General features: G+C 63.4%; 23 protein-coding genes. 16 read left to right on the top strand and 7 right to left on the bottom strand.

Annotated features, from left to right (window positions below):
• Nucleotides 1-86: 86 nt before the first annotated feature.
• The 7 genes from B015_RS31385 to phoB all read left to right on the top strand — a co-directional run bounded on the left by B015_RS31385 (nt 87) and on the right by phoB (nt 9,600).
• A complete protein-coding gene (locus B015_RS31385; RefSeq protein WP_018429852.1) occupies nt 87-3,029 on the top strand; it encodes a response regulator in 2,943 nt (980 codons plus the stop codon).
• 280 nt (nt 3,030-3,309) lie between these two features.
• On the top strand, nt 3,310-4,347 hold the full coding sequence (locus B015_RS0121740; RefSeq protein WP_018429851.1) for a substrate-binding domain-containing protein: 1,038 nt from the start codon (nt 3,310-3,312) through the stop codon (nt 4,345-4,347).
• 101 nt (nt 4,348-4,448) lie between these two features.
• On the top strand, nt 4,449-5,915 hold the full coding sequence (pstC, locus tag B015_RS0121735; protein WP_018429850.1) for a phosphate ABC transporter permease subunit PstC: 1,467 nt from the start codon (nt 4,449-4,451) through the stop codon (nt 5,913-5,915).
• Nucleotides 5,912-7,228, top strand: coding sequence for a phosphate ABC transporter permease PstA (gene pstA, locus B015_RS0121730; RefSeq protein ID WP_018429849.1), 1,317 nt, complete (start codon nt 5,912-5,914; stop codon nt 7,226-7,228). The genes pstC and pstA overlap by 4 nt, the downstream gene beginning before the upstream one ends.
• Before the next feature lie 23 nt (nt 7,229-7,251).
• Nucleotides 7,252-8,073, top strand: a complete 822-nt coding sequence (pstB, locus tag B015_RS0121725) for a phosphate ABC transporter ATP-binding protein PstB (protein WP_026227575.1) — start codon at nt 7,252-7,254, stop codon at nt 8,071-8,073.
• Nucleotides 8,074-8,111: 38 nt separating this feature from the next.
• On the top strand, nt 8,112-8,813 hold the full coding sequence (gene phoU / locus B015_RS0121720; RefSeq protein WP_018429847.1) for a phosphate signaling complex protein PhoU: 702 nt from the start codon (nt 8,112-8,114) through the stop codon (nt 8,811-8,813).
• A 97-nt stretch (nt 8,814-8,910) separates the two neighbouring features.
• Nucleotides 8,911-9,600: a phosphate regulon transcriptional regulator PhoB gene (gene phoB, locus B015_RS0121715; protein WP_040457026.1), complete on the top strand. Its 690-nt coding sequence runs from the start codon at nt 8,911-8,913 to the stop codon at nt 9,598-9,600.
• A gap of 522 nt (nt 9,601-10,122) precedes the next feature.
• Here the strand turns inward: phoB and B015_RS0121705 are convergent.
• Nucleotides 10,123-11,376: an ROK family protein gene (locus B015_RS0121705; protein WP_018429844.1), complete on the bottom strand. Its 1,254-nt coding sequence runs from the start codon at nt 11,374-11,376 to the stop codon at nt 10,123-10,125.
• Between the two features lie 244 nt (nt 11,377-11,620).
• Here B015_RS0121705 and xylF point away from each other — a divergent pair, with 244 nt between their 5' ends.
• From xylF to B015_RS0121685, 4 genes are all read left to right on the top strand, one after another.
• Complete coding sequence (gene xylF / locus B015_RS0121700; RefSeq protein ID WP_026227572.1) at nt 11,621-12,661, top strand: D-xylose ABC transporter substrate-binding protein; 1,041 nt, start codon at nt 11,621-11,623, stop codon at nt 12,659-12,661.
• 147 nt (nt 12,662-12,808) lie between these two features.
• Nucleotides 12,809-14,161, top strand: coding sequence for a sugar ABC transporter permease (locus B015_RS0121695; protein ID WP_018429842.1), 1,353 nt, complete (start codon nt 12,809-12,811; stop codon nt 14,159-14,161).
• A gap of 20 nt (nt 14,162-14,181) precedes the next feature.
• A complete protein-coding gene (locus B015_RS0121690) occupies nt 14,182-14,970 on the top strand; it encodes an ATP-binding cassette domain-containing protein (RefSeq protein ID WP_018429841.1) in 789 nt (262 codons plus the stop codon).
• A 107-nt stretch (nt 14,971-15,077) separates the two neighbouring features.
• Nucleotides 15,078-16,679, top strand: a complete 1,602-nt coding sequence (locus tag B015_RS0121685; protein ID WP_018429840.1) for a CHASE domain-containing protein — start codon at nt 15,078-15,080, stop codon at nt 16,677-16,679.
• A gap of 108 nt (nt 16,680-16,787) precedes the next feature.
• Here B015_RS0121685 and B015_RS0121680 read toward each other — a convergent pair whose 3' ends face one another.
• The 5 genes from B015_RS0121680 to B015_RS0121660 form a co-directional block, all read right to left on the bottom strand.
• Nucleotides 16,788-17,033: a YMGG-like glycine zipper-containing protein gene (locus B015_RS0121680; RefSeq protein WP_018429839.1), complete on the bottom strand. Its 246-nt coding sequence runs from the start codon at nt 17,031-17,033 to the stop codon at nt 16,788-16,790.
• A gap of 143 nt (nt 17,034-17,176) precedes the next feature.
• The gene (locus B015_RS0121675) at nt 17,177-17,494 is read right to left on the bottom strand and encodes a hypothetical protein (RefSeq protein WP_018429838.1); all 318 of its coding nucleotides are present in this window, start codon (nt 17,492-17,494) and stop codon (nt 17,177-17,179) included.
• A gap of 110 nt (nt 17,495-17,604) precedes the next feature.
• On the bottom strand, nt 17,605-18,567 hold the full coding sequence (locus B015_RS0121670; RefSeq protein ID WP_018429837.1) for an HWE histidine kinase domain-containing protein: 963 nt from the start codon (nt 18,565-18,567) through the stop codon (nt 17,605-17,607).
• Nucleotides 18,568-18,826: 259 nt separating this feature from the next.
• On the bottom strand, nt 18,827-18,991 hold the full coding sequence (locus B015_RS32735) for a DUF1328 domain-containing protein (RefSeq protein WP_018429836.1): 165 nt from the start codon (nt 18,989-18,991) through the stop codon (nt 18,827-18,829).
• 75 nt (nt 18,992-19,066) lie between these two features.
• Nucleotides 19,067-19,864 carry a response regulator gene (locus tag B015_RS0121660; RefSeq protein ID WP_018429835.1) on the bottom strand — a complete coding sequence of 266 codons (798 nt, stop codon included), beginning with the start codon at nt 19,862-19,864 and terminating at the stop codon, nt 19,067-19,069.
• 197 nt (nt 19,865-20,061) lie between these two features.
• On the opposite strand from B015_RS0121660, the gene B015_RS0121655 reads away from it, so the two are divergent.
• Entirely contained in the window at nt 20,062-20,256 is a 195-nt protein-coding gene (locus B015_RS0121655) for a NepR family anti-sigma factor (RefSeq protein WP_018429834.1), read from the top strand.
• Nucleotides 20,257-20,262: 6 nt separating this feature from the next.
• On the top strand, nt 20,263-20,811 hold the full coding sequence (locus B015_RS0121650; RefSeq protein ID WP_018429833.1) for an RNA polymerase sigma factor: 549 nt from the start codon (nt 20,263-20,265) through the stop codon (nt 20,809-20,811).
• Here B015_RS0121650 and B015_RS0121645 read toward each other — a convergent pair.
• On the bottom strand, nt 20,797-21,180 hold the full coding sequence (locus B015_RS0121645; protein ID WP_018429832.1) for a response regulator: 384 nt from the start codon (nt 21,178-21,180) through the stop codon (nt 20,797-20,799). The two genes, B015_RS0121650 and B015_RS0121645, sit on opposite strands and share 15 nt — an antisense overlap.
• Nucleotides 21,181-21,335: 155 nt before the next feature.
• On the opposite strand from B015_RS0121645, the gene B015_RS0121640 reads away from it, so the two are divergent.
• The 3 genes from B015_RS0121640 to B015_RS0121630 all read left to right on the top strand — a co-directional run bounded on the left by B015_RS0121640 (nt 21,336) and on the right by B015_RS0121630 (nt 23,021).
• Nucleotides 21,336-22,097 carry a Crp/Fnr family transcriptional regulator gene (locus tag B015_RS0121640; protein WP_018429831.1) on the top strand — a complete coding sequence of 254 codons (762 nt, stop codon included), beginning with the start codon at nt 21,336-21,338 and terminating at the stop codon, nt 22,095-22,097.
• 124 nt (nt 22,098-22,221) lie between these two features.
• The gene (locus B015_RS0121635) at nt 22,222-22,548 is read left to right on the top strand and encodes a DUF883 family protein (RefSeq protein WP_018429830.1); all 327 of its coding nucleotides are present in this window, start codon (nt 22,222-22,224) and stop codon (nt 22,546-22,548) included.
• A 20-nt stretch (nt 22,549-22,568) separates the two neighbouring features.
• Nucleotides 22,569-23,021, top strand: a complete 453-nt coding sequence (locus tag B015_RS0121630) for a hypothetical protein (RefSeq protein WP_018429829.1) — start codon at nt 22,569-22,571, stop codon at nt 23,019-23,021.
• Nucleotides 23,022-23,141: the final 120 nt, after the last annotated feature.

Genomic DNA, 23,141 nt, shown 5'->3' with positions numbered 1-23,141 from the left:
TAGTCAGTCGTTAATGCTTATCCGGCAAGGTCTGTTGCGGTGGGTTGCGGGGGAGCGGCCTGCCCTTGCATGCAGGGCTGTGTGGGATGCGGAAAAACTGGGGGCAGGGCATCGAGCCCGCCGACAAGCCGGCTAATCATTTCAGGCAAACGGCAGCCGTGCGCAATGTGCATGTCGGCGCCGAGGCCAACCTGCCCTATGCCGATCTCGAACGCACCATCGATTCGATGAACATGGGTGTGGTGCTGGTCGACGCTGCCCTCAATGTGCTGTTCATCAACAAGGCATTCTACGACATCTGGAAGGTCTCGACCGATCAGGTTGCGGCCGGCTGCACCTTCCGGGCGCTGATGGATGTGAACCGCCACAGCGGCGTCTATGCCATCCCCGATGTCGACTGGGAGGATTATGTAGCCTCCCGCCAGGCCGAGATATCGGCCGGCGACGTGGTGCCGCGGGAATTCCGCCGCGCCGACGGCTGCACTATGATCTATTCGGTGACGGCACTTTCCGGCGGCAAGCGGCTCGTCTCCTATTACGACGTGAGCGGGCTGAAGCAGCGGGAGACCGAGGCCGTGGAGGCGCGGCGGCGCCTGGCCCAGGTGCTGGAATCCCTGCCGGCTGGCGTCGTCATCTACGATGCCGAAGACCGTTTCGTGCTGGCGAACGAAAAACTGCGGAGCGTGCTTCCTGCTTTGGCGCCGGCGATGGCCGAAGGCGGCACGCTGCACCAGAGCCTCATTTTGGCGCAACAGCACGGCTATTTCCGCGATACCGGCGATTACAGCCTCGACAGCCTCTATGACGCCGACCCCGACAAATGGGTCGAGGGCATGGTCGCCCGCTATCACACCACCCAGGGCGAGCGCGAACGCCGCAACCCCGATGGACGCTGGTATCAGGTCTTCGACCAGCGGCTGCCCGACGGCACCTATATCGGCGTGCGCGTCGACATCACCGAACTCAAGCAGCGCGAACGGGCGCTGCAGGACTCGATGCGCGAGAACGAGGTGTTCCGCAGCCTGATCGACAACGTGCCGGTGTCGATCTACGCCAAGCACGACGACCTCAGGCTCATGTATGTCAACCAGGGCTGGTGCGAACTGACCGGCTATTCCAAGCAGGACGCCATCGGCAAGACCGACGCCGAGATCTTCGGTCCCGAAGGCGAGGTCTTCATGCGCGCCGACCGCGAGGTGATGCGCACCGGCGGCACCGTCGATGTCGAGGAAACAGCCACCGATCCCGACGGCGCGACGCGCCACCAGTTTGCGCGCAAGAGCGCGATGGTCGCCTCCGACGGTTCGCTCTACCTGATAGGCTCGACCACCAACATCACCGAACTCAAGCAGCGCGAGCAGGAGCTGGAGGAAGCGCAGCGCCGGGCGGTGCTGGCCGATCGCGCCAAGTCGGAATTCCTCGCCAATATGAGCCACGAAATCCGCACGCCGATGAACGGCGTGCTGGGCATGGCCGAGCTTCTGGCGAAATCCGACCTCGACCCCAAGCAGCGCACTTTCACCGACATCATCGTGAAGTCGGGCAATGCGCTTTTGACCATCATCAACGACATCCTCGATTTTTCGAAGATCGACGCTGGCCAGCTGGTGCTCGATCCGGTGCCGTTCAACCTGTCCGAGGCGATAGAGGACGTGGCGACGCTGATTTCGACGCGCGCCAAGGAGAAGGACCTCGAGCTGATCGTCAGGATGCAGCCCGACCTCAAGCATCTCTATGTCGGCGATGTCGGCCGCATCAGGCAGATCGTCACAAACCTGCTCGGCAACGCAGTGAAGTTCACCGACGCCGGTCATGTGCTGGTCGATGTGACCGGCCAGCACGCTGGCGAGGCGACGAAGCTGCGCATCGCCGTGACCGACACCGGCATCGGCATTCCAGAGGCCAAGCTCAAGCTCGTTTTCGATAAGTTCAGCCAGGTCGATGCGTCGTCGACCCGCCGCCACGAAGGCACCGGTCTCGGCCTTGCGATCACGTCGCGGCTGGTCGACATGATGGGTGGCACCATCGGCGTGGAAAGCGTTGAAGGCGCAGGCTCGACCTTCTGGTTCACGCTGACGCTACCCAATGCGGGCCGGCTGGACACGCAGCCGTCGGCGCTGATCGACGTCAGCGGCTCGCGCATCCTGATCGTCGACGACAACGCGGTGAACCGCACCATTCTGACCGAACAGATGGTGTCGTGGGGCTTCGATTCCTGTGCGGCGCGCAGCGGCGACGAGGGACTGCGCGTGCTGCATGCGGCGCATGGCATGGGTGTGAAGGTCGACTGCGTGGTGCTGGACTACCAGATGCCCGGCATGACCGGCGCCGAGATGGCGCGGATCGTGCGGCAGATGCCGGAACTGGCGGATACGCCCATCGTCATGCTGACCTCGGTCGACCAGTCGCTTTCGGGACCGGGCTTCAGCGATCTCGCCATCGATGCCCAACTGATCAAGCCGGCGCGGTCGTCGGCGCTGCTCGAGGCACTTGTGGCGACAATCCAGCGGCGGCGGACGCCGAATCTGACCCCGGCGCAAAAGGTCGAGGCACAGGTGCCGGCAAAGGAAGAGGAAAGCACCTCTCGCAATGTGGCGCGGCTGCGCGGCGGCCAGCGGCCGGCTGGCGAGGGCGGGCTGGACATCCTGGTGGCCGAGGACAACGAGGTGAACCAGATGGTGTTCAGCCAGATTCTTGCCGAGACCGAGCTGTCGTTCGAGATCGTCAACAACGGCCGGCGCGCGGTGGCTGCCTTCGGCGAGCGCCGCCCGAAGATGATCCTGATGGACGTGTCGATGCCCGAGATGAACGGGCTCGAGGCGACCAATGAAATCCGCAAGCTCGAACGCGGCACCGGCACGCGCGTGCCGATCATCGGCGTCACCGCACATGCGCTGAAGGGTGACAAGGACCGCTGCCTGGAGGCGGGCATGGACGACTACCTGCCGAAGCCGATCAGCCCCAGGGCATTGCTGGAAAAGATCGAGCGCTGGTCGTGGCAGGACGAGGAACGACGCGGCGTCATGTAAGCGTCGTCAGACCCGGCTAGAACCCAAGACTGTGGAAATGTGACAGAACGGCGTGTGAAACGGCTGCCTGCCTTTAGGTAGGCGGCTTGCTTTTGCTTGGCCATTGTTGTTTGCCTCGCGCCGGCAAAGGACCGGCTGCGCGAAGCCTTGGCCGCCATGCACAGCGACCGTTACCGGGGTGACACGAAACTGTCATCTAACTGTAATAGAGGGGGGCTATTGGCTCACCGGGCGCCGAAGAATGGCGTCAAACGAGATACTCCCACAGGAGCAGGCCCCAATGAAAAAAGCTCTTCTCACCGCGTCGGCTGCTGCCTTCGCGATTGCCGCCTCGGTTGGTTACGCGTCCGCTCGCGACCAGATCCAGGTTGCAGGTTCGTCGACCGTTCTGCCTTACGCCAAGATCGTTGCCGAGCAGTTCGGCGAGACCTTCTCGAACTTCAAGACCCCCGTGGTCGAGTCCGGCGGTTCGGGCGCCGGCATCAAGGAATTCTGCAAGGGCGTCGGCGAAAACACCATCGACATCGCCAACTCCTCGCGTCCGATCAAGAAGGACGAGATCAAGTCCTGCGTCGACGCCGGCGTGAAGGACATCCAGGAAGTGAAGATCGGCTATGACGGCATCGTCTTCGCGACCGACGTCAAGGGCCCGGACTGGGCGCTGACCCCCGAAGACATCTACAAGGCCCTGGCTGCCAAGATCGCTGTCGACGGCAAGCTGGTCGACAACCCGAACACCAAGTGGAACCAGGTCAACCCGAACCTGCCCGACTGGGACATCGCCGCCTACATCCCGGGCGAAAAGCACGGCACCCGCGAAGTCTTCGAAGAGAAGCTTCTGATCGCCGGCTGCAAGAAGCTCGGCGGCGTTGAAGCCGGCAAAGCTTCGGGCCTCGACGACAAGGCCGCCGAAGCAGCCTGCAAGGCCGTGCGCAAGGACGGCAAGGCCATCGACATCGACGGCGACTACACCGAGACGCTGGCTCGCATCGACTCGAACAAGACTGGCGTCGGCGTGTTCGGCCTGGCCTTCTACGAAAACAACGCCGACAAGCTGAAGGTCGCCACCGTCGGCGGCGTGACGCCTTCGGTCGAGACCATCGCCAAGGGCGAGTATCCGGTGTCGCGTCCGCTGTTCTTCTACGTCAAGAAGGCGCATCTCGGCGTCGTTCCCGGCCTGAAGGAATATGTCGAGTTCTTCCTCGACGACCAGATGGTCGGCCCGGAAGGCCCGCTCGCCGACTACGGCCTGGTTGCTGCTCCGGACGCAGAGCGCGCTGCCCAGCGCGAAGCCTTCGGCGCCGGCAAGACCATGTAATGAACTGATTGCCATGGGGCGGCGGAAAATCCGTCGCCCCATGGAATATTCCGCCGACTGTCCCGTTCGGCACAAAGATCCGAATTCACCGAGGCCGGCCCATGTCATTCCTGCTCGTCTTCGCCATAGTGCTTGCAATCGGCCTCGCAGCCTTCGTGCTCGGCCGCCAGAGGGCGCTTTCGCAGGATGATGGATCCGTCAAGCCACATTCGCGGGCCCACTACCATGGCTGGTGGGCGTTCCTCGTCGGTGTCGTGCCGGCCGTCATTTTCCTGGTCTGCTGGGACGTGGGCGCCAACGCCTATCTCAACAGGTACATCCACGCCTTGCTGCCCGCCGATGTCGCCGATGGCACGGTGGCACATGAGGACCTCGCTGCCGGCCTGGTCAAGAGCCTGGCCAACGGCATGCGCCGGCTGGACGCGCAGACGCTTGGCGCGCTGCCTTCGAGCTTCGCCGAACTCCAGCCCAAGCTCGCAGAGAAGGGCGTGGCGCTGGCGCCTGACACCCAGGACTACATGATCCCGATCGCAGCGGATGCCAATCGCATCTCCGACCGGATGAACTGGATCGCCGCCATCATCTCGATCGGGCTCGCCGCGGTCGGCTCGGTCTACGGTCTCAGCCGCATCAGCCCGCGTGCCCGTGCCCGCAACAATGTCGAGAAGATCATGCTGTGGGCCCTGCTCGGCGCCTCCACGCTCGCGATCCTCACGACCATCGGCATCGTCTTGTCGATGCTGTTCCAGACCATCGCCTTCTTCGAGAAGGTGCCGCTTACCAACTTCTTCTTCGGCACCGTCTGGGATCCGCGCTTTGCTGCAGCGGGCTCCGGTGGTGCAGAGGGCCAGTTCGGCCTGATCCCGCTTCTCGCCGGCACGCTCTATATCGCTCTTGTCGCGCTGCTCGTCGCCGTGCCGATCGGCCTGATGTCGGCGGTCTACATGTCCGAATACGCCGCCCCTAAGGTACGCGCGGTGGTCAAGCCGGCGCTTGAGCTGCTCGCCGGCATCCCGACCATCGTCTACGGTATCTTCGCGCTCGTCACGCTCGGACCCTTCCTGCGTGACATCTCGGCTGCCCTTGCCGGCGGCACCCCCTTCATCCAGGCGCAGTCGATCCTGACCGCCGGCCTGGTGATGGGCGTGATGCTCATCCCTGTCGTCTCGTCGCTCTCCGACGACATCATCACCGCCGTGCCCCGCGCCATGCGCGACGGCTCGCTCGGCCTCGGCGCCACGCGCTCGGAAACGATCAAGCGCGTCATCCTCCCAGCCGCGCTGCCGGGCATCGTCGGCGCCATCCTGCTCACCGCCTCGCGCGCCATCGGCGAAACGATGATCGTGGTGCTGGCGGCGGGCGTGGCGGCGAACCTGACGCTCAATCCCTTCGAGGCGATGACCACCATCACGGTCAAGATCGTCAACCAGCTGACCGGCGACCTTGAGTTCAATACGCCGCAGACGCTGGTGGCCTTCGCGCTCGGCATCACACTCTTCGCGCTGACCTTGGTGATGAACATCGTCGCGCTCTACATCGTCCGGAAGTACCGGGAGCAGTACGAATGACCGACATTTCGCTCGACACGCTGACCACGTCCGCCGCGCCCGCGCGCCGCGACATCGGCCTCAAGAAGCGCTATGCCGCCGAACGCCGCTTCCGCCTCTACGGCGTGCTGGCGATCGCTGTCGGCCTGGTGTTCCTGGCAATCATGCTGACCTCGATCGTCTCCAAGGGCTATACTGCCTTCTGGCAGGCGACGGTGACGCTACAGGTCGAATTCGACCCCAAGATCATCGATCCCGAGAACAAGCGGGCGACCGATCCGAACGTGCTGATCACGGCGAACTATCCCAAGCTCGCCGAGACCGCGCTGATCGCCAAGCTTGGCATCGACCCGAGCGACAAGGCCGCCGTGCGCAAGCTCAAGGGCTTCCTGTCAGAAGGATCGCGCGTCCAGCTGCGCTCGATCGTGATGGCCGACCCCTCGATCATCGGCACGACGCAGAGCGTGGACATCCTGGCAGCCGCCAATCTCGACTCCGCCTACAAGGGCCAGATCGACCTGACCGTGCCGGAAAGCCGCCGCAAGGTGTCGGACCAGCAGGTCGAGTGGATGAACAAGCTCAAGGCCGAAGGCGCCATGAGCGAGCACTTCAACACCGGCCTGTTCACGTTCGGCGCATCGAGCCGGCCCGAAACCTCAGGCGTGGGCGTCGCCATCATCGGCTCGTTCTACATGATGGTGATCGTGCTGCTCCTGGCGCTGCCGATCGGCGTCGCCGCCTCGATCTACCTCGAAGAGTTTGCCAAGAAGAGCCGCTTCACCGACCTGATCGAGGTCAACATCAACAACCTCGCGGCCGTGCCGTCGATCGTCTTCGGTCTGCTCGGCCTGGCTGTCTTCGTCAATTTCCTCGGCCTGCCACGCTCGGCTTCCTTCGTCGGCGGCCTGGTGCTGACGCTGATGACACTGCCGACGATCATCATTGCGACGCGTGCGGCACTTGCCGCAGTGCCGCCGTCGATCCGCGCAGCGGCGCTCGGCCTCGGCGCGTCGAAGATGCAGATGGTGTTCCAGCACATCCTGCCGCTTGCCGCTCCCGGCATCCTGACCGGCACGATCATCGGACTGGCGCGTGCGCTCGGCGAGACGGCGCCGCTGCTGCTGATCGGCATGGTCGCCTTCGTTGCCGATTATCCGAAGACCCCCTTCGATCCGGCGACGGCGCTGCCGGTTCAGATCTACATGTGGGCGAACGAGGCCGAACGCGCCTTTGTCGAACGCATGTCGGGCGCCATCATCATCCTTTTGATCTTCCTCATGGCCATGAACATCGTCGCCATCGTCCTGCGCCGCCGTTTCGAGCGTCGCTGGTAGACGTGGACAAGGAGCACCCTGCTATGAACATCATGAGCGAGAAAACCCTCGAAGACGCGGTGACAGCCGAGATGAACAAACCGAACGAAATCATCAAGATGCGCGGCGACAAGGTGACCGTGCACTACGGCGAGAAGCAGGCGCTCTTCGGCGTGGACCTCGACGTCCGCCAGAACCAGGTGACGGCGCTGATCGGCCCGTCGGGCTGCGGCAAGTCGACCTTCCTGCGCTGCCTCAACCGCATGAACGACACGATCGACGCAGCCCGCGTCGGCGGCAAGATCACGCTCGACAGCGAGGACATCTACGATCCCAAGATCGACGTGGTCGAACTGCGTGCCCGCGTCGGCATGGTGTTCCAGAAGCCGAACCCGTTCCCGAAGTCGATCTACGAGAATGTCGCCTACGGCCCGCGCATCCATGGCCTCGCCAGGTCGAAGGCCGATCTCGACAAGATCGTCGAGCAGAGTTTGCACAAGGCGGCGCTTTGGAACGAGGTGAAGGATCGCCTGCACGAGCCGGGCACCGGTCTGTCGGGTGGCCAGCAGCAGCGCCTGTGCATTGCCCGCGCCATTGCGGTTTCGCCCGAGGTCATCCTGATGGACGAGCCATGTTCGGCACTCGATCCGATCGCCACCGCCAAGGTGGAGGAACTGATCGACGAATTGCGCGAGAACTACACCATCGTCATCGTCACCCACTCGATGCAGCAGGCGGCGCGCGTGTCGCAGCGGACGGCGATGTTCCACCTCGGCTACCTCGTTGAGGAGGGGCCGACGGACAAGATGTTCACCAATCCAGACGACAAGCGGACGCAGGACTACATCACCGGCCGCTTCGGCTGAGTGATCGTCGCGTACAGTAAGCAGACGAGGAAACGATCATGGGCGATCATACAGTCCGGTCCTTCGACGAAGAACTCAAGCATGTCGACCAGCTCATCCGCGACATGGGCGATCTCGCCGGTTCGATGGTCGCGGGCGCCATCCGGGCATTGCTGTCGTCCGACCAGGCGATGGCCCAGAACGTGATCGCCGACGACGCGATCATGGACGCCAAGCAGCGTGAGCTCGACAACGCAGCCATCACGCTGATCGCCAAGCGCCAGCCGATGGCGCAGGATCTGCGCGCCGTGGTCGGCGCCATCCGCATGGCTGGCGATCTCGAGCGCATCGGCGATCTTGCCAAGAACATAGCCAAGCGCGTCGGCGCCGTCGGCCAGATGCCGACGCCGCGCAACCTGGCGCACTCGATCGATGCCATGTCGCAGCTGGTGCTGGGACAGGTGCGTGGCGTGGTCGACCTCTATGTGGCGCGTCAGCCGGAAGGCCTGAAAGGCCTGCGCATCGACGACCAGAAGATCGACATCCAGTACAATGCCGTGTTCCGCGAACTCCTGACCTACATGATGGAAGATCCGCGCAACATCACGGCCTGCACCCATCTGCTGTTCTGCGCCAAGAACCTCGAACGCATCGGCGACCATGTGACCAATATCGCCGAGAACGCCTATTTCGTGGTGACCGGCGAGCAGCTTCCGCTCAATCGGCCCAAGGTCGACGAAACCACGACGGTTTCGAACTGAGAACTTCCGCACCGCATGCGTTTGGCGCGGGGGCGCTGCATAGGTTAAACCAGCGCATGGTCCTGATCGGGCCGTGCGCAAGGACAAGGTACAGGCGATGATCGCTCCAAAGGTCATGGTCGTTGAAGACGAAGAGCCGCTGGGCGTGCTGCTTCGCTACAATCTCGAATCCGAAGGCTATCAGGTCGAGGTCGTCACCCGTGGCGACGAGGCCGAAATCCGTCTGCAGGAAAACGTTCCCGACCTGCTGGTGCTCGACTGGATGGTGCCCGCATTGTCCGGCATCGAGCTGTGCCGCAGGCTGAGGATGCGCCCGGAGACCGAGCGGCTGCCGATCATCATGCTGACGGCACGCGGCGAGGAAAGCGACCGGGTGCGCGGGTTGTCGACCGGTGCCGACGACTATCTGGTGAAGCCGTTCTCGACGCCTGAGTTCATGGCGCGGGTGAAGGCTCTGCTGCGCAGGGCCAAGCCCGAGGTGCTGTCGTCCATCCTCAAGGTCGGCGACATCCTGCTCGACCGCGAGTCGCACCGGGTCTACCGCAAGAAGAGCGAGATCAAGCTCGGGCCGACAGAGTTCCGCCTGCTCGAGTTCATGATGCGGCATCCGGGCCGCGTGTTCTCGCGCAGCCAGTTGCTCGACAATGTCTGGGGCGAGACGATCTATATCGACGAACGCACCGTGGACGTGCATGTCGGGCGCCTGCGCAAGGCGGTCAACAACGGCCGCATGCCCGACGTGATCCGCACCATCCGCGGTGCCGGCTACGCCATCCGCGAGGATTAGGCGCCCGGCCGGCGAGACAGTTAAATTTGGCTCGCCGGCTTATCGAACATGATCAGACGTTCGCGCAGCGGGCGGTCAGCGCCATCCGCCATATGGCAACCGCCCGTGATACGGCGTATTGCGGCAATGGCCGTATGGGCCGCGCCAATAGCCCGGAGGGCACCCGTAAGCGTGACGTGCACGGTGTACGACACGCCCATAGCGGCATCCGCCATATGGCCCTCGCCAGCCTCCCGCCCCGCAGCCCTGGGCAATGGGAATGACCATTGCCGAATCTCCCGCGACAAGCGGCATGGGGTTCGGGGTGGCTGATGCTGAAAACGATGAGGCACACAAAAGGCCTACGCCGGCCAGGATGTTACGCAGCAGACTGGTCATCGCAACGTCTCCGAAACGGACGACACGTCGGTTCCAGGGTTGGTTCCGCCTCTTTGCCAGGCTGGGCCTTTCAAGGGCGGTCGCGGACTGTCGTCTAGCACGGCAGTATGGTCGCGGCGATCGTCTTAATTGCGACGGCCGAAATCAAATGTCCTTGAGCGGAATGTCTGCCTCGGCCCGCCGCGGCACCGAGCCCGCCGCAAAGACTTCCTCGTCGACATAGAGCAGGGCGCGCATGGTGCAGCCTTCGCGGATCAGGGGGACCTCGTTCGGCTCGGTGTCGAAAGAGATCGCCTTGGAGTGCGTGCCGCCGGCCGTCTTGGCGATGGCCGAGCGCACATACGGCTCCATGATGTCGAAGGCGGTGGCGCCGACACCGACGAAGGCGAGGGGGGCGGGGTCGAACAGCGCGAACATCGAGCCGAGGCCGAAACCGATTGCCTCGCCCGCCTTGCGGAAGGCCTCGCGCTCGGGGCCGTCATGGTCGCGCGCGGCGTCGGCGAGCGCCTTGATGTCCTCGTCGGAGAGGTCGGCCAGCGGCTCGGCGTTTTCGTCGCCGAGCCGGGCGTTGCGCCAGATCGCATAATTGCCGGCATAGGCCTCGATGCAGCCGCGGCGGCCGCAGCGGCACAACGCTCCGTCGGGGCGGTGGACCATATGGCCGAACTCGGCGCCCGACGATTGCGTGCCGGTGAACAACTCGCCCTTGATGACCAGGCCCATGCCAATGCCGTGGGAAAGCAGGATGGCGATAAAGTCGTCGCGATAGCGCGCCGGGTCGCGCCAGTGCAGGGCCTCGGCGATCATGTTGCAGTCGTTTTCGACGGTCACCGTCACACCGAATTCGCGCTCGAGCCTGTCGGCGAACTGGATGTCGTCATGTGGGGTAATCGGCGACCACAGGAGCTTGCGGGCGCCGGCATCCGTGGTGCCCTGGATGGCCAGCGCGATGCGCAGTACTGACGCTTGCGGGCGCCCGCTGCGCGCGATGACCTGACGCACGATGGCGACGCATTCGTCGACCAGCGCCTTGGCGGGCAGTCGCTGGGTGACCAGCCGTCGGGTCTCCTCGACGATCTGGTTGCCGGCATAGTCGATGACCGAAGCCGACAGGTGGTTGAGCGACAGGACGACGGCAACAACCGAGGCGGCGTCGGCTTCGAGCGCCAGGCCCACCTGGGGCCGGCCGCGCTTCATCGGCGACTGTTCGCCACCCTTGGCCTCGGCAAGGATGCCTTCGGCTATGAGGTCGGAGGATATGGTCGAGATGGTCGAGTGGCTGAGCCCGGTGACGGCCGCGATCTCGGTGCGCGAGGGCTGGCTTGCTCGCCGGACTGCCGATATAACCATGGCGCGGTTGCGCCGTCTCAGATCGTCGTGACGTATGCCGACCGACATGTGTGCGTCTTCCTCCCGGTGGAACGCTGCCTTTCTTAAGGGGCAGTCGCCAGCGCATTCTTATCCTGCCAGAGCCGGCGCAAATTGTCTTTATTTATTTCGGCGCTCGAAAAAATTAGCAAGGCATGGTGAAACCATGTTGACAGCCGACAATGGCTGAGTCACTATTTTTTCGAGGCTCGAAAAAATGAGCTTCTCCAAGGGCTACCGCAGAAGCGCGCCCGTTGGGCGCAGGGAGGAAACTATGAGGAAATTTACAACCGCCATTCTGGCGGGTGTCGCCATGTCGATGTCGCTTGCGGCAGTCGCCGAGGCGAAGGACAAGGTTATCGGCGTTTCGTGGTCGAACTTCCAGGAAGAGCGCTGGAAGACCGACGAAGCTGCCATGAAGGCGGCCATCGAGGCCGCCGGCGACAAGTACATCTCGGCTGATGCCCAGTCGTCGCCGGCCAAGCAGCTCACCGACGTCGAAAGCCTGATCTCGCAGGGCGCCAACGCCCTGATCATCCTGGCGCAGGACGCTTCGGCCATCGGCCCGGCCGTCGACAAGGCGGTCGCCGAGGGTATCCCTGTCGTCGGCTACGATCGCCTGATCGAGAACAAGGACGCCTTCTACCTGACCTTCGACAACAAGGAAGTCGGTCGCCTGCAGGCCAAGGGCGTGTTCGCCGCCAAGCCTGAAGGCAACTACGTCTTCATCAAGGGCAGCGGTGCCGATCCGAACGCCGACTTCCTGTTCGCCGGCCAGATGGAAGTGCTGAAGGAAGCCATCGACGGCGGCAAGATCAAGAATGTCGGCGAGGCCTATACCGACGGCTGGCTGCCGGCCAATGCCCAGAAGAATATGGAGCAGTTCCTGACCGCCAACGACAACAAGGTCGACGCGGTGGTGGCATCGAACGACGGCACCGCCGGCGGCGCGATCGCAGCCCTCCAGGCACAGGGTCTTGCCGGCTCGGTGCCGGTCTCGGGCCAGGACGGCGATCATGCCGCTCTCAACCGCATCGCACTCGGCACCCAGACCGTGTCGGTGTGGAAGGATGCGCGCGAACTCGGCAAGAACGCGGCTGAAATCGCCTCGCAGCTTGCCGACGGCAAGAAGATGGAAGAGGTTGCCAACGTCACCAAGTTCAAGACGCCCGGCGGCCTCGAGCTGAACTCGGTGTTCCTGACGCCGGTTGCGATCACCAAGGACAACCTCAACGTCGTCATCGATGCCGGCTGGGTTGGCAAGGACGTCGTTTGCCAGGGCGTGGCCGCCGGTTCGGTCGCTGCCTGCAACTAACACCTATCAGACCTGTTCGGTCGAACGCCGCGGCCCCGATGGAGCCGCGGCGTTTTTCAAAAAGCGCCCGCTTCATGACATGGCGGATTGCCCCTATCATGCGCACACCGGCTGCCGCGGAGACGGCCACCCGGTTGGGAGGTAGCAATGACAGACACGACTTCCAACGCGCCGGCTGACCGCGCGCGAACGACCGAGCTCAGCCTGGTCGGACGCTTTCTCAAAGCGACTGAGATCGACACCCGCATGCTCGGCATGATCGGCGCGCTGCTGCTGATCTGGGTGGGGCTGCAGGTGATTTCGAGCCTGCGCCTGGGCGTCAATCCGTTCGATTTCGACAGCCGCACCTTCCTCACCTTCCGCAACCTGTGGAACCTGTCGGTTCAGGCTTCCGCTGTGGCCATCATGGCCACCGGCATGGTTCTGGTCATCGTCATGCGCAACATCGACCTGTCGGTCGGCTCGGCCGAAGGCCTGATCGGCATGGTGATGGGCTTCGCCCAGGTGCATTTCCTGGTAAAGGCCGTCGGTCTCGAACTCGGCAATCCGTGGATCTGGGCGCTCGCGCTCCTCATCGGCATCGCGCTCGGCCTTGTGATCGGCGCGCTCCAGGGGTTCGTCATCGCCTATATGGAGGTTCCCGCCTTCATCGTGACGCTGGGCGGACTGCTGATCTGGCGCGGCGCTGCCTGGTGGGTCACGTCAGGCCAGACGATCGCTCCGCTCGATGCGAACTTCCAGCTCATGGGCGGCGGTCCGCAGGGGGCCATCGGCGCGACGTGGAGCTGGATCATCGGCCTTGTCGCGTGCCTTGCCGTGATCCTCGCGCTGATGAACGGCCGCCAGCAACGCAAGCGTTTCAAGTTCCCGTTACGACCGCTCTGGGCCGAGGCATTTCTCGGCGCCGTCACCTGCGGCGTGATCATGGGCGCGGTGTGGATTGCCAATTCTTATCCCTGGCCCGTCGGGATCGTGCGCAAATATGCCGAGACCAACGGCATCGCCATCCCCGAAGGCGGGCTGTTCATCGCCCATGGCATTGCCATTCCCGTGCTGATCGCGGTGGCGGTGGGCATCATCATGACCTTTGTCACCAATCGCACCCGCTTCGGCCGCTATGTCTTTGCCATCGGCGGCAATCCTGAAGCTGCCAATCTTGCCGGTATCAACACGCGCTGGATCACCATGAAGGTGTTCATGATCATGGGCGTCCTGGCTGCAATCAGCGCCGCGGTCTCCAGCGCCCGCCTGAACTCGGCGACCAATTCGCTGGGCACGCTGGATGAGCTCCTGGTGATCGCTGCGGCTGTCATCGGCGGCACCTCGCTGGCCGGCGGTTCCGGCACGGTTGCAGGTGCCATGCTGGGCGCGCTGCTGATGCAGTCGCTGCAGTCGGGCATGGTGCTGCTCAACATCGACTCGCCGCTGCAGAACATCGTCGTCGGCATGGTGCTGGTCGTGGCCGTGTGGCTCGACACGCTCTATCGCAAGCGCGTCTAACGAAATCGGGAACCAAGATCATGGAACAGACCCGTATCCCGCTCGTCGACCTCAAGAACATCTCCATCGCCTTCGGCGGCATCCGCGCCGTCGACGATGCCTCGGTCGATCTTTATCCCGGCGAGGTGGTTGCTCTTCTCGGCCACAATGGCGCCGGCAAGTCGACGCTGATCAAGATCCTGTCGGGCGCCTACAAGCGCGACGGCGGCGCGATCTTCGTCAATGGCGAGGAGGCACAGATCGCCAATCCGCGCGACGCCAAGAAATACGGCATCGAGACGATCTACCAGACGCTGGCGCTGGCCGACAATGTTGACGCCGCCGCCAACCTTTTCCTCGGTCGCGAGATCATGACCGCCTACGGCACGCTCGACGACGTCGCCATGGAGGCCGAGGCGCGCAAGGTGATGGGCCGGCTCAACCCACGCTTCCAGCGTTTCAAGGAGCCGGTGAGCAAGCTGTCGGGCGGCCAGCGCCAGTCGGTGGCGATCGCACGCGCCATCCTGTTCAACGCGCGCATCCTGATCATGGACGAGCCGACGGCGGCACTGGGGCCCCAGGAGACGGCGCAGGTCGGCGAACTGGTCAAGCAGCTGAAGGCCGAGGGGATCGGCATCTTCCTGATCAGCCATGACATCCATGATGTGTTCGATCTCGCCGACCGCGTCTGCGTGATGAAGAACGGCCAGGTGGTGGGTACCGCCCGCACTCAGGACGTAACCAAGGACGAGGTACTCGGCATGATCATCCTCGGCAAATGCCCGCCCGGTGCCGTGCCTGGGCCGGGGGCGATGCAGATCGCCGCCTGACCGCTGTCGCCTGCCGGCTCACTGCCCTAAACAAGGATCGCGAAAAGCCGTTTCGACTTTTCGCGATCATGCTTTAATGATCGGGCATTGAGACGAGCCGGCCAGAATTGAGAAAGTACTTTCCCAGCCTGATCTTTGTCGGCGTCGCGCTCGTCAGCCTGACGATGGCGGCGCTTGTCTATCTCGCAACGGTCGAGGCGGCGCGGATCAAGTTCCAGTCAATTGCCGACGACGCGCTCAACCGTATCGAGGGCCGGGTGGAATTCGATATCGCCCTGCTCAGGGCGACCCAGGCCATGTTCGCAGCCCAGAAGGGCGAGCTGTCGCGCGACCAGTTCCGTGCCTATTTCAGCTCGCTCGACGTTTCCCGGAATTTCACTGGCCTCAGGGGGATTGGTTTCCTGCGCTTCATCGAGCGCGGCCATGAGGCCGACATCGCGCGCGAACTGAAGGAAGGTTACGGCATCGACCGCATGCCATTTCCCGACACCGACCTGGAGTGGCGGGCGCCTGTCGTGCTGTTCGAGCCGATGAGCAAGACTGGCCTGGACGCCATGGGCCTGGACATGGCTGCCGATCCGCTGCGGCGGCCGGCCATCGAGGCGGCGATGGCCGCCAATGGCGAACCGCGGGCAACGGGGCGCGTCCTGCTCGGCCAGGACGAGGCGACGCGGCAGCCCGGAATACTCGTGTTCTCCAGAGTGGCGCGGCAGGACGGCGATGGCTCGGCGCCGGCCGGCTTCCTCTACGTTGCCTTCCGCACGGCCGAACTGTTCCAGACCGCGCTCGGCCGGGGGCCGCTGCTGCCGGTTGCGGCCGAGGTCTTCGACGGCACCAAGGGCGACGACGCGCTGTTGTTCCGCTCGGAAGCGCCGCCGGATACCAATTTCAGCGACGACTTCCTGGTGACGCGCGAGACGACGGTTGCCGGGCGCAAATGGGTGATCAATTTCCGGCCAAGCTCGGCCTTCGAGCCGCCGTCGCCGAGGTCGGGGCCGCTGATGCTCGGCCTGTTCGGCCTGGTTCTCGCCGGTTCGATCGCGCTGGTGGCGCGTTACCAGCAACGTGCCTACGAGGCTGCGGCGCAACTGCACGAAACGACCGAAAAGAGCCTGCTCGAAAAGGACCTGATGCTTCAGGAGATGAAGCACCGCATCAAGAATTCGATCGCGCGCGTGCTGGCCATGGCGCGGCAGACGGCGGCGCGGGCCAAGGACGTCGACGAATTCTCGTCGTCGTTTTCGGCGCGGCTGCAGGCTATGGCCGCCTCCCAGGACATGCTGACGCGTTCGCGCTGGCAGCGGGCTAATCTCGGCGAGTTGCTGCGCATCGAGCTCGGTCAGGTGTTTGGCAAGGAATTGCCCGAAGACATGATGAAGGGTCCGCCGGTGGAACTGGACGAGACCACCACCCAGGCGCTGGGACTGACCTTCCACGAGCTTGCCACCAATGCGCTGAAATATGGCGAGGCGGCCAATTCGATGGATGTGCTCAAGGTCGAGTGGGCGCTGAAACCCCAAGGCAAGGAAACGCGGCTTGTGCTGAAATGGGCCGAACGCAACGGCAAGGGCGTCGTGCAGCCGGAAAAGACCGGTTTCGGCACGAGGCTCATCGACATGAACATCACGCGCGAGCTTGACGGCCGTATCGAGCGGCATTTCGGCGACGACGGGCTGAGGGTCGAGATCGACATCCCCTACCGCCATTAGCGCATCGAAAGACGGACACCGATCTCCGACGCGCAGATTCAGCCAGTGGAGCAAAAGAAAACCCGGCGTCGACAGGGTCGACGCCGGGATTTGCCGTGGGCTGGCTGCTTAGCGGCAGCGCGCCGTATAGATCTGGCCGCGGCTGTTGCGGTATTCGCAGTAGCCGTTGCGCAGGTTGCGCACCAGCAGGCCGGACGCAGCGCCCACTGCCGTGCCGATGACAGCGCCACGGCCGCCGCCGATGAGCGCGCCCGCCACTGCGCCGACGCCGGCGCCAGTGGCTACGTCACGTTCAGTGGTCGTGCAGCCGGAAATCGCAACGACAGCTGCAAGAGCCAAAATCACTTTCTTCATGTGGTCAGTCCTCTCACTTTGACATCGTCCCCGTCAGACACTTAGCGCATCGTCAGGAAAATCGGAATCGTTTTTCATGGGCCAGGTGCATGGATTCAATATGTTAGTGGGTCCTTTCTGAGTGCATGCCAGAGGTTGCGCGGTCAGTGGGCATGGGCTGACGCATCCGGCGTTCCTGATGCCGTGATGACTTCCGAGACCGAAAGCTTCGCTTCAAGTGTCCCGCTGGGCAGCACTTTCCAGGTCAGCTGGTCGTAGTCGTCCTCAAGCGCGGGATCGACCTCCAGGCATTTGGCGAAGAGGCGTGGATGCTTGGGCGCAAGCGTCCTGATCGCCTGCGGCAACTCGGCCTGGCAATCCTCGAACACTTCGAACAGCGGGGTAGGGGCTGGAATCTCGCGACACCCGGAAAGGTCGGGGGAGCAGGAGACGACCAGAAGAAGGGCGGCGATGTGTTCCATGACAGACACCTCCGCCAAGAAACGATGTGGTCCGCGGAAAAGTTCCTCGCCGCCTCTACATCAATCGGTTGAATATAAGCGGCTCTGTCGTGGACGCTGACAAGGCGAACTCAGTCCATTGCAAAATTGGCCTTTGGCATCGCGAGTCGATACTGAAGGCGGTCAGTTCCGATCTGCAGTTCGGCCTGTCCGTCGAGTGCGGCGGGCACGACACGCTCGAGGGCGACGCTGCCAAAACGCTTCTTGCCGATGGCCTTGTCGCCGTTCGGCTCGATCGCCTCTATCCAGCTGAGAGTGATGTTCTCGTTGCCATCGCCGCCCGACGTGTCGACGCAGACCTCGACATAGCCATCGGCGCGGGACAGGGCGCCGTAGCTGACCGAATTGACGGCCAGTTCGTGCATGGCAAGGCCGACATGCAGCGCGGCATTGGGATTGAGATAGGGGTCTTCGCCGGAAAAGCGGATGGTGCGGTCGGTATCGATGCTGTAGCGCCCGACCTGGCCGACCACGAGTTCGCGGAAGCCGGCGCCGCGCCAGTTGGACGATGTGACCAGATCCTGCGAGGCGGCGATGGACTGCAGCCGGCCGCGGAAGCGCACCAGGAAACCGTCGATCGAGCCGGAGTAGTGGCCGGTCTGGCTGGCGATGCTCTGGATGATGGCAAGAAGGTTCTTCGAGCGGTGGCTGACCTCGCGCAGCAACGCCTTCAGAGTCTGCTCTCGCCGCTTCTGCTCGGTCGTCTCGACGACTGTCACGACCAAGCCCTGGACCTGGCCGTGTTCGGAGGTGTCGGGGTCGATCCAGACATCAAACCAGCGCATACCGGAGCTATTGTCGGCGACGCTTATCTCAAGCCCACCCGACACGCCTGTGGCGATGACGTTCTTCTTGGCCGCGTCGAGGCGGTCGGCCTGCTGTTGCGGCAGCAACCCGCCTGCGCCCGTCGTTTCCTTGACCGCTTCGGCCCAGGGCGGCTGCAGATTGTGCGACCAGACCGTGCGCAGCTTGCGATCCTGATAGAGAACAGCGATGCCGGCATTGCGGGAAACATGGAGGAGAGCCGCGTCCATTCGCGGTGCTTGACCCGGGGAAGAGGGGGAGGTTTGGGCCATGCGACAAGAGCCTGCCTTGCTCCGCTCGACAAAGGTTCCGGACTGTCCAAAAGACCATCGCGGCGCATGTTTTGGCGCACCTGATGCTCCCGGACTTGCCCTTTCAAATGGGACCGCCGGGCAACGCTTCTTTTTTGAGCGCTACCCGGCGGCGCTGGCTTCCGGCTGAGGGGGCCGGCTTCCAGACTCGGGTACTTTCTTCATTTTGCCAGCGTGGTCACGCACGCCTGAACAGGCCTGCGATGAGCGAAATGACAAGGAACGCCAGGAAGATGAAGAATAGTATCTGCGCGATGCCAGCGGATGTTCCGGCGATACCACCGAAGCCGAGGGCGCCGGCAATGATCGCGACAACCAGGAATACAAGCGCCCAGTAAAGCATGATCTATCTCCTTCATTTGACGTATAAAAAACGTGCCGCCCAAAGGATGGTTCCCCGAGGCGGCGCTAAAAAAGCCTATGCAGCAGCCTTGGCCTGCCTGTCAAAGAACAACGCCTGACTTATCAGCGCCTTGACCATTTCCGGGTTGAACGGCTTGGTGACGAGGAAGGCGGGCTCTGGGCGTTCGCCGGTCAACAGGCGCTCGGGGAAGGCGGTGATGAAGATCACCGGCAGGGGTGCGGACGAGAGGATCTCGTTGACGGCGTCGATGCCGGAGCTGCCATCGGCGAGCTGGATGTCGGCCAGCACCATCTTGGGGCTGGTGCGCTTGAACAGGGCCGCAGCCTCCGCATGCGTGCGTGCCGTGCCAACGACGCGATGCCCAAGGCTCTCCACCATCTCCTCTATGTCCATGGCGATCAGCGGCTCGTCCTCGATGATGAGGATGTCGGTCGCGACCTGGCGCGAGATCTCGTTGGACGCCTCCTGCAGCAGGGTGGCGAATTCGTCCTCGTCGGTGTCGAGAATCTCCGCGCCTTCAGCATCGTTGAAGCCTTCGACGGCTACCAGCAGGAAGGCCTGGCGCGGACGGGCGGAGAGTGCCGACAGGTTGGCCGCAGCACGTTGCTCCCAGGCGGGGCCGGTCGCCTCGCCCTGCGGGACACGAATGGCGACCGAAGTGAACAGCCTCGCGAAAACCTTGTAGAGGGCAATGCGGTCGGAGGAAGCCTTGGGGAAGACGTCGACGTCGGCGATGATTGCTTCGAGCATTGCGGCCACCAAGGCGTCGCCGCTCACCTGGGAACCGGAGACGGCGCGCGAAAACCTGCGCAGATAGGGCAGGTGCGGCGCAATTCTGGTGGATAGGGTCATGATTGGACGTCTCCCTCAAATGACGTTGTTGACCGGACTGCAGAACGCCATCAACGTTCCGCATGTTTAAAAGTTCCTTTCCATGGAACCTATCCGCATTTGCGGAGTTCTGTGCAAAATTCGCGTGATCGGGGACGACTGTTGGGTACCCTTGTCAAAACGAGGAACCAAACGGTGCAACAAGGCAAAGCAGGAATATGACAGGGCAGAGCAGTGGCGCAGGCAGCGCCAAGCCGACCCGCCAGGGTGACGGCGAACTTGGGGCAAGTTCCGAAATCGGTCGAAAGCTCAAGCAATACTACGATGACCTCGTGTCCGATGAGGTGCCGGATCGTTTTGCCCAGCTGCTGGCGCAGCTGGAACAGGCTGAACCCGCACAGCAGAAGGACTGACGACGCATGGCAGCATCCCTTGGTTTCAAGGCCGACCTGCTCGCGGCGATTCCTGGCCTGCGCGCTTTCGCCATGTCGCTGTCGCAGAACGCCGACCGCGCCGACGATCTTGTCCAGGAAACGCTGGTCAAGGCGTGGGACAAGCAGGCCAGCTTCCAGCCGGGCACCAATCTCAAGGCCTGGCTGTTCACCATCCTGCGCAACGAGTTCTACTCGCAGATGCGCAAGCGCGGACGCGAGGTGCAAGACAGCGATGGGCTGTTGACCGCGCGCCTTGCCGTGCACCCGAGCCAGCCTGGAACGCTCGACCTCGACGATTTCCGCAAGGCGCTGGAGCAGCTTCCTGAGGATCAGCGCGAGGCGATCATCCTGATCGGCGCGTCGGGCTTCTCCTATGAGGAAGCCGCCGAGATCTGCGGCTGTGCCGTGGGCACGATCAAGAGCCGCGTCAGCCGTGCCCGCAACCGGCTGCAGGAAATACTCGGCATTTCGGGTGAGGCGGATTACGGCCCCGACGCAATCGCAGCGCAGGTGATGGGTTCAACCGTCGGCTGAGCGGTGCCTTCTTTCAAGACTGGCCGCGATGGCGTTGACGAGGTCGTCACCGGCATAAGGCTTGCTGACCAGCACCACGCCGGGGAACTGGCCGAGCAGACCCTCAAGGTCGTCATATCCCGAAGCGAAGATGAACGGCACTCGCCGTGCACGCAGTTCGCGGGCGAAGTCCAGCGTCGGCTCGCCGTCGAGCATGACGTCGATGACTGCCGCGTCGTAGCCCGCCGCTATGGAAGCTGCCTCGTGCAGATTGCCCGCGATGACGATCTCGTGGGCGCCGTTGTCAAGGCAAAGCTGCTCGACATCGAAAGCGATCAGCGCCTCATCTTCGAGAACCAGAATACGCAGTCCGGAAAGTGGCGAAGCCAAATCGCATCTCCATAGGCAGGACCGCGAAGATGGCTGTTCTCAGACGGACTGTCATTTAAAAAAGACATGACCGGTTAACGGCCCCGCCGCCTGCCTGTCGCCGGAACTTTCAAGGTCTCCGCCGCGTTGCGGCTTGCACGCATCGAGGGGTACAAATGACCGACACATCTTCCGCGACCGAAGCACGGCAACAGGTTGCCTGCAAAAACTGCCCGCTGCGGCAATTGTCGGTGTTCCGGCCTTTCGAGGAACCGGAACTGGAATTCGTCAGCCATTTCAAACGAGGTGAGCTTGCTGCGAGCCGAGGCGCCACATTGCTGGCCGAAGGTAGCCATAGCGCGCATCTCTATACGGTGCTTTCCGGCTGGGGCTTTCGATACAAGTTGCTCGAGGACGGCCGCCGCCAGATACTGAACTACGTGCTGCCCGGCGACATGATCGGCCTGCAGGGCAGCCTGATGGGCGAGATGCAGCATTCGGTGGAAGCGCTCTCGTCGATGCTCTTGTGCGTGTTCGAGCGCGACCGGCTGTTGGAACTCTATCGCGACCATCCCGGCCTTGCCTATGACCTGACATGGATCGCGTCGCGCGAGGAGCGCATGCTGGACGAGAATCTCCTTAGCGTCGGGCGCCGCTCCGCGCTCGAGCGGGCGGCCTACCTGCTGGCTTTCATGGCGAGCAGGGCCAGGAAGGTCGGCATGAACGGCAAGGGTGCGGTCGAGATACCGATCACCCAGCAGCACATCGCCGACACGCTCGGGCTGTCGCTGGTCCACACCAACAAGACGATCCGCAAGCTGATCAACCGCAAGCTGGTGCAGTGGCGCGACGGCGGCTGCAAAGTCCTCGACGTCAATGGCTTGATGGTGCTGGCAGGCTGGGGCGGCCTTGACGAGAGCATCCGGCCGCTGCTGTGACGACAGGAATTTCTGCAAGCCGTGGGCTGGCAAAACCGGTAACAGTCGGCGATGCTTTGGAAAATCGACGGAACCGACATGCGCACGAGGCGTTTCGCCTCCGTTGAACTGAAGGAGCAAGACCATGGCTGCTGCCGCTGGAAAGCAAGGAAACGGGACCAAGACGGCCCCTGACCTCGAAGCCGACATCAAGCAATTGAAGGCCGATATCGAAGCGCTGACCAAGCAGCTGGCACTGACCGGCGAGCATGGCTACGACGCGGCGCGGCGCGCTGCAAGCCAGGGCGCCGAGCAATTGAAGGTCCAGGGCGACGCTGCCCTGGAGAGCATCGGCGCCACGGCCCGGGATCTCGAGGATCAATTGATGGCAGCGGTGCGCGAGAAGCCAGTGACGTCGCTCGCAATCGCGGCCGGCGTCGGCTTCCTCGTCGCGCTTCTGGCGCGGCGCTGAGCGGCCGGTTCGGGGGACCCATGCTGGCATCTCTGATTGCATCCATCGCATCGAGCGAGATTGGCTACGGGATGCGCCGCGCCCGCGGTGCGGTGATCGCCTATATGTCAGCAGCTCTGCTGGGCCTGTGCGGGGTGGGGTTTCTTGTCGGGGCTGCCTTCGTTTGGGCGGGCCGACGTTATGGGACGCTGGAGGCAGCGATCGGCTTCGGCATCGGCTTTCTCGTACTGGCAGCTGTAATCCTGCTTGTGCACAGACTGGCGTTGGCGGCGCGCGTCAGGGAAGACAGGCGACGTCGCCGCGCCGACCTTGCGGCACTTGGCACATCCGCCGTGCTGGCTGCCTTGCCGACATTGCTGAGGAGCAAGGGCGGCATCGGCGCTGTCCTCGGTCCGGTCGTGGCGCTTGCCGCCTATGCGATCTATCGCGAAAACCGCAAGCCAGACGACAGCGACGGCGTGGCGGGCGACTAGGCCTCTGGCTTGTCGGGTGTGCTGTTGGCCGGTTGCCACGCTGGCATGGTGCAGGTCTGACGCCGGTCGCGCCTTCTTCCAATCTTTCGCCAATCTCGCTTTGCCGAGCAGTCGCTTCCG

Origin of the sequence: Hoeflea sp. 108 (assembly GCF_000372965.1) — a bacterium.
In the GTDB taxonomy this organism is placed as follows: Bacteria; Pseudomonadota; Alphaproteobacteria; order Rhizobiales; family Rhizobiaceae; genus Aminobacter.
The sequence above is the reverse complement of the archived record's forward strand: the minus strand, read 5'-3'. Positions and strand labels throughout refer to the sequence as shown.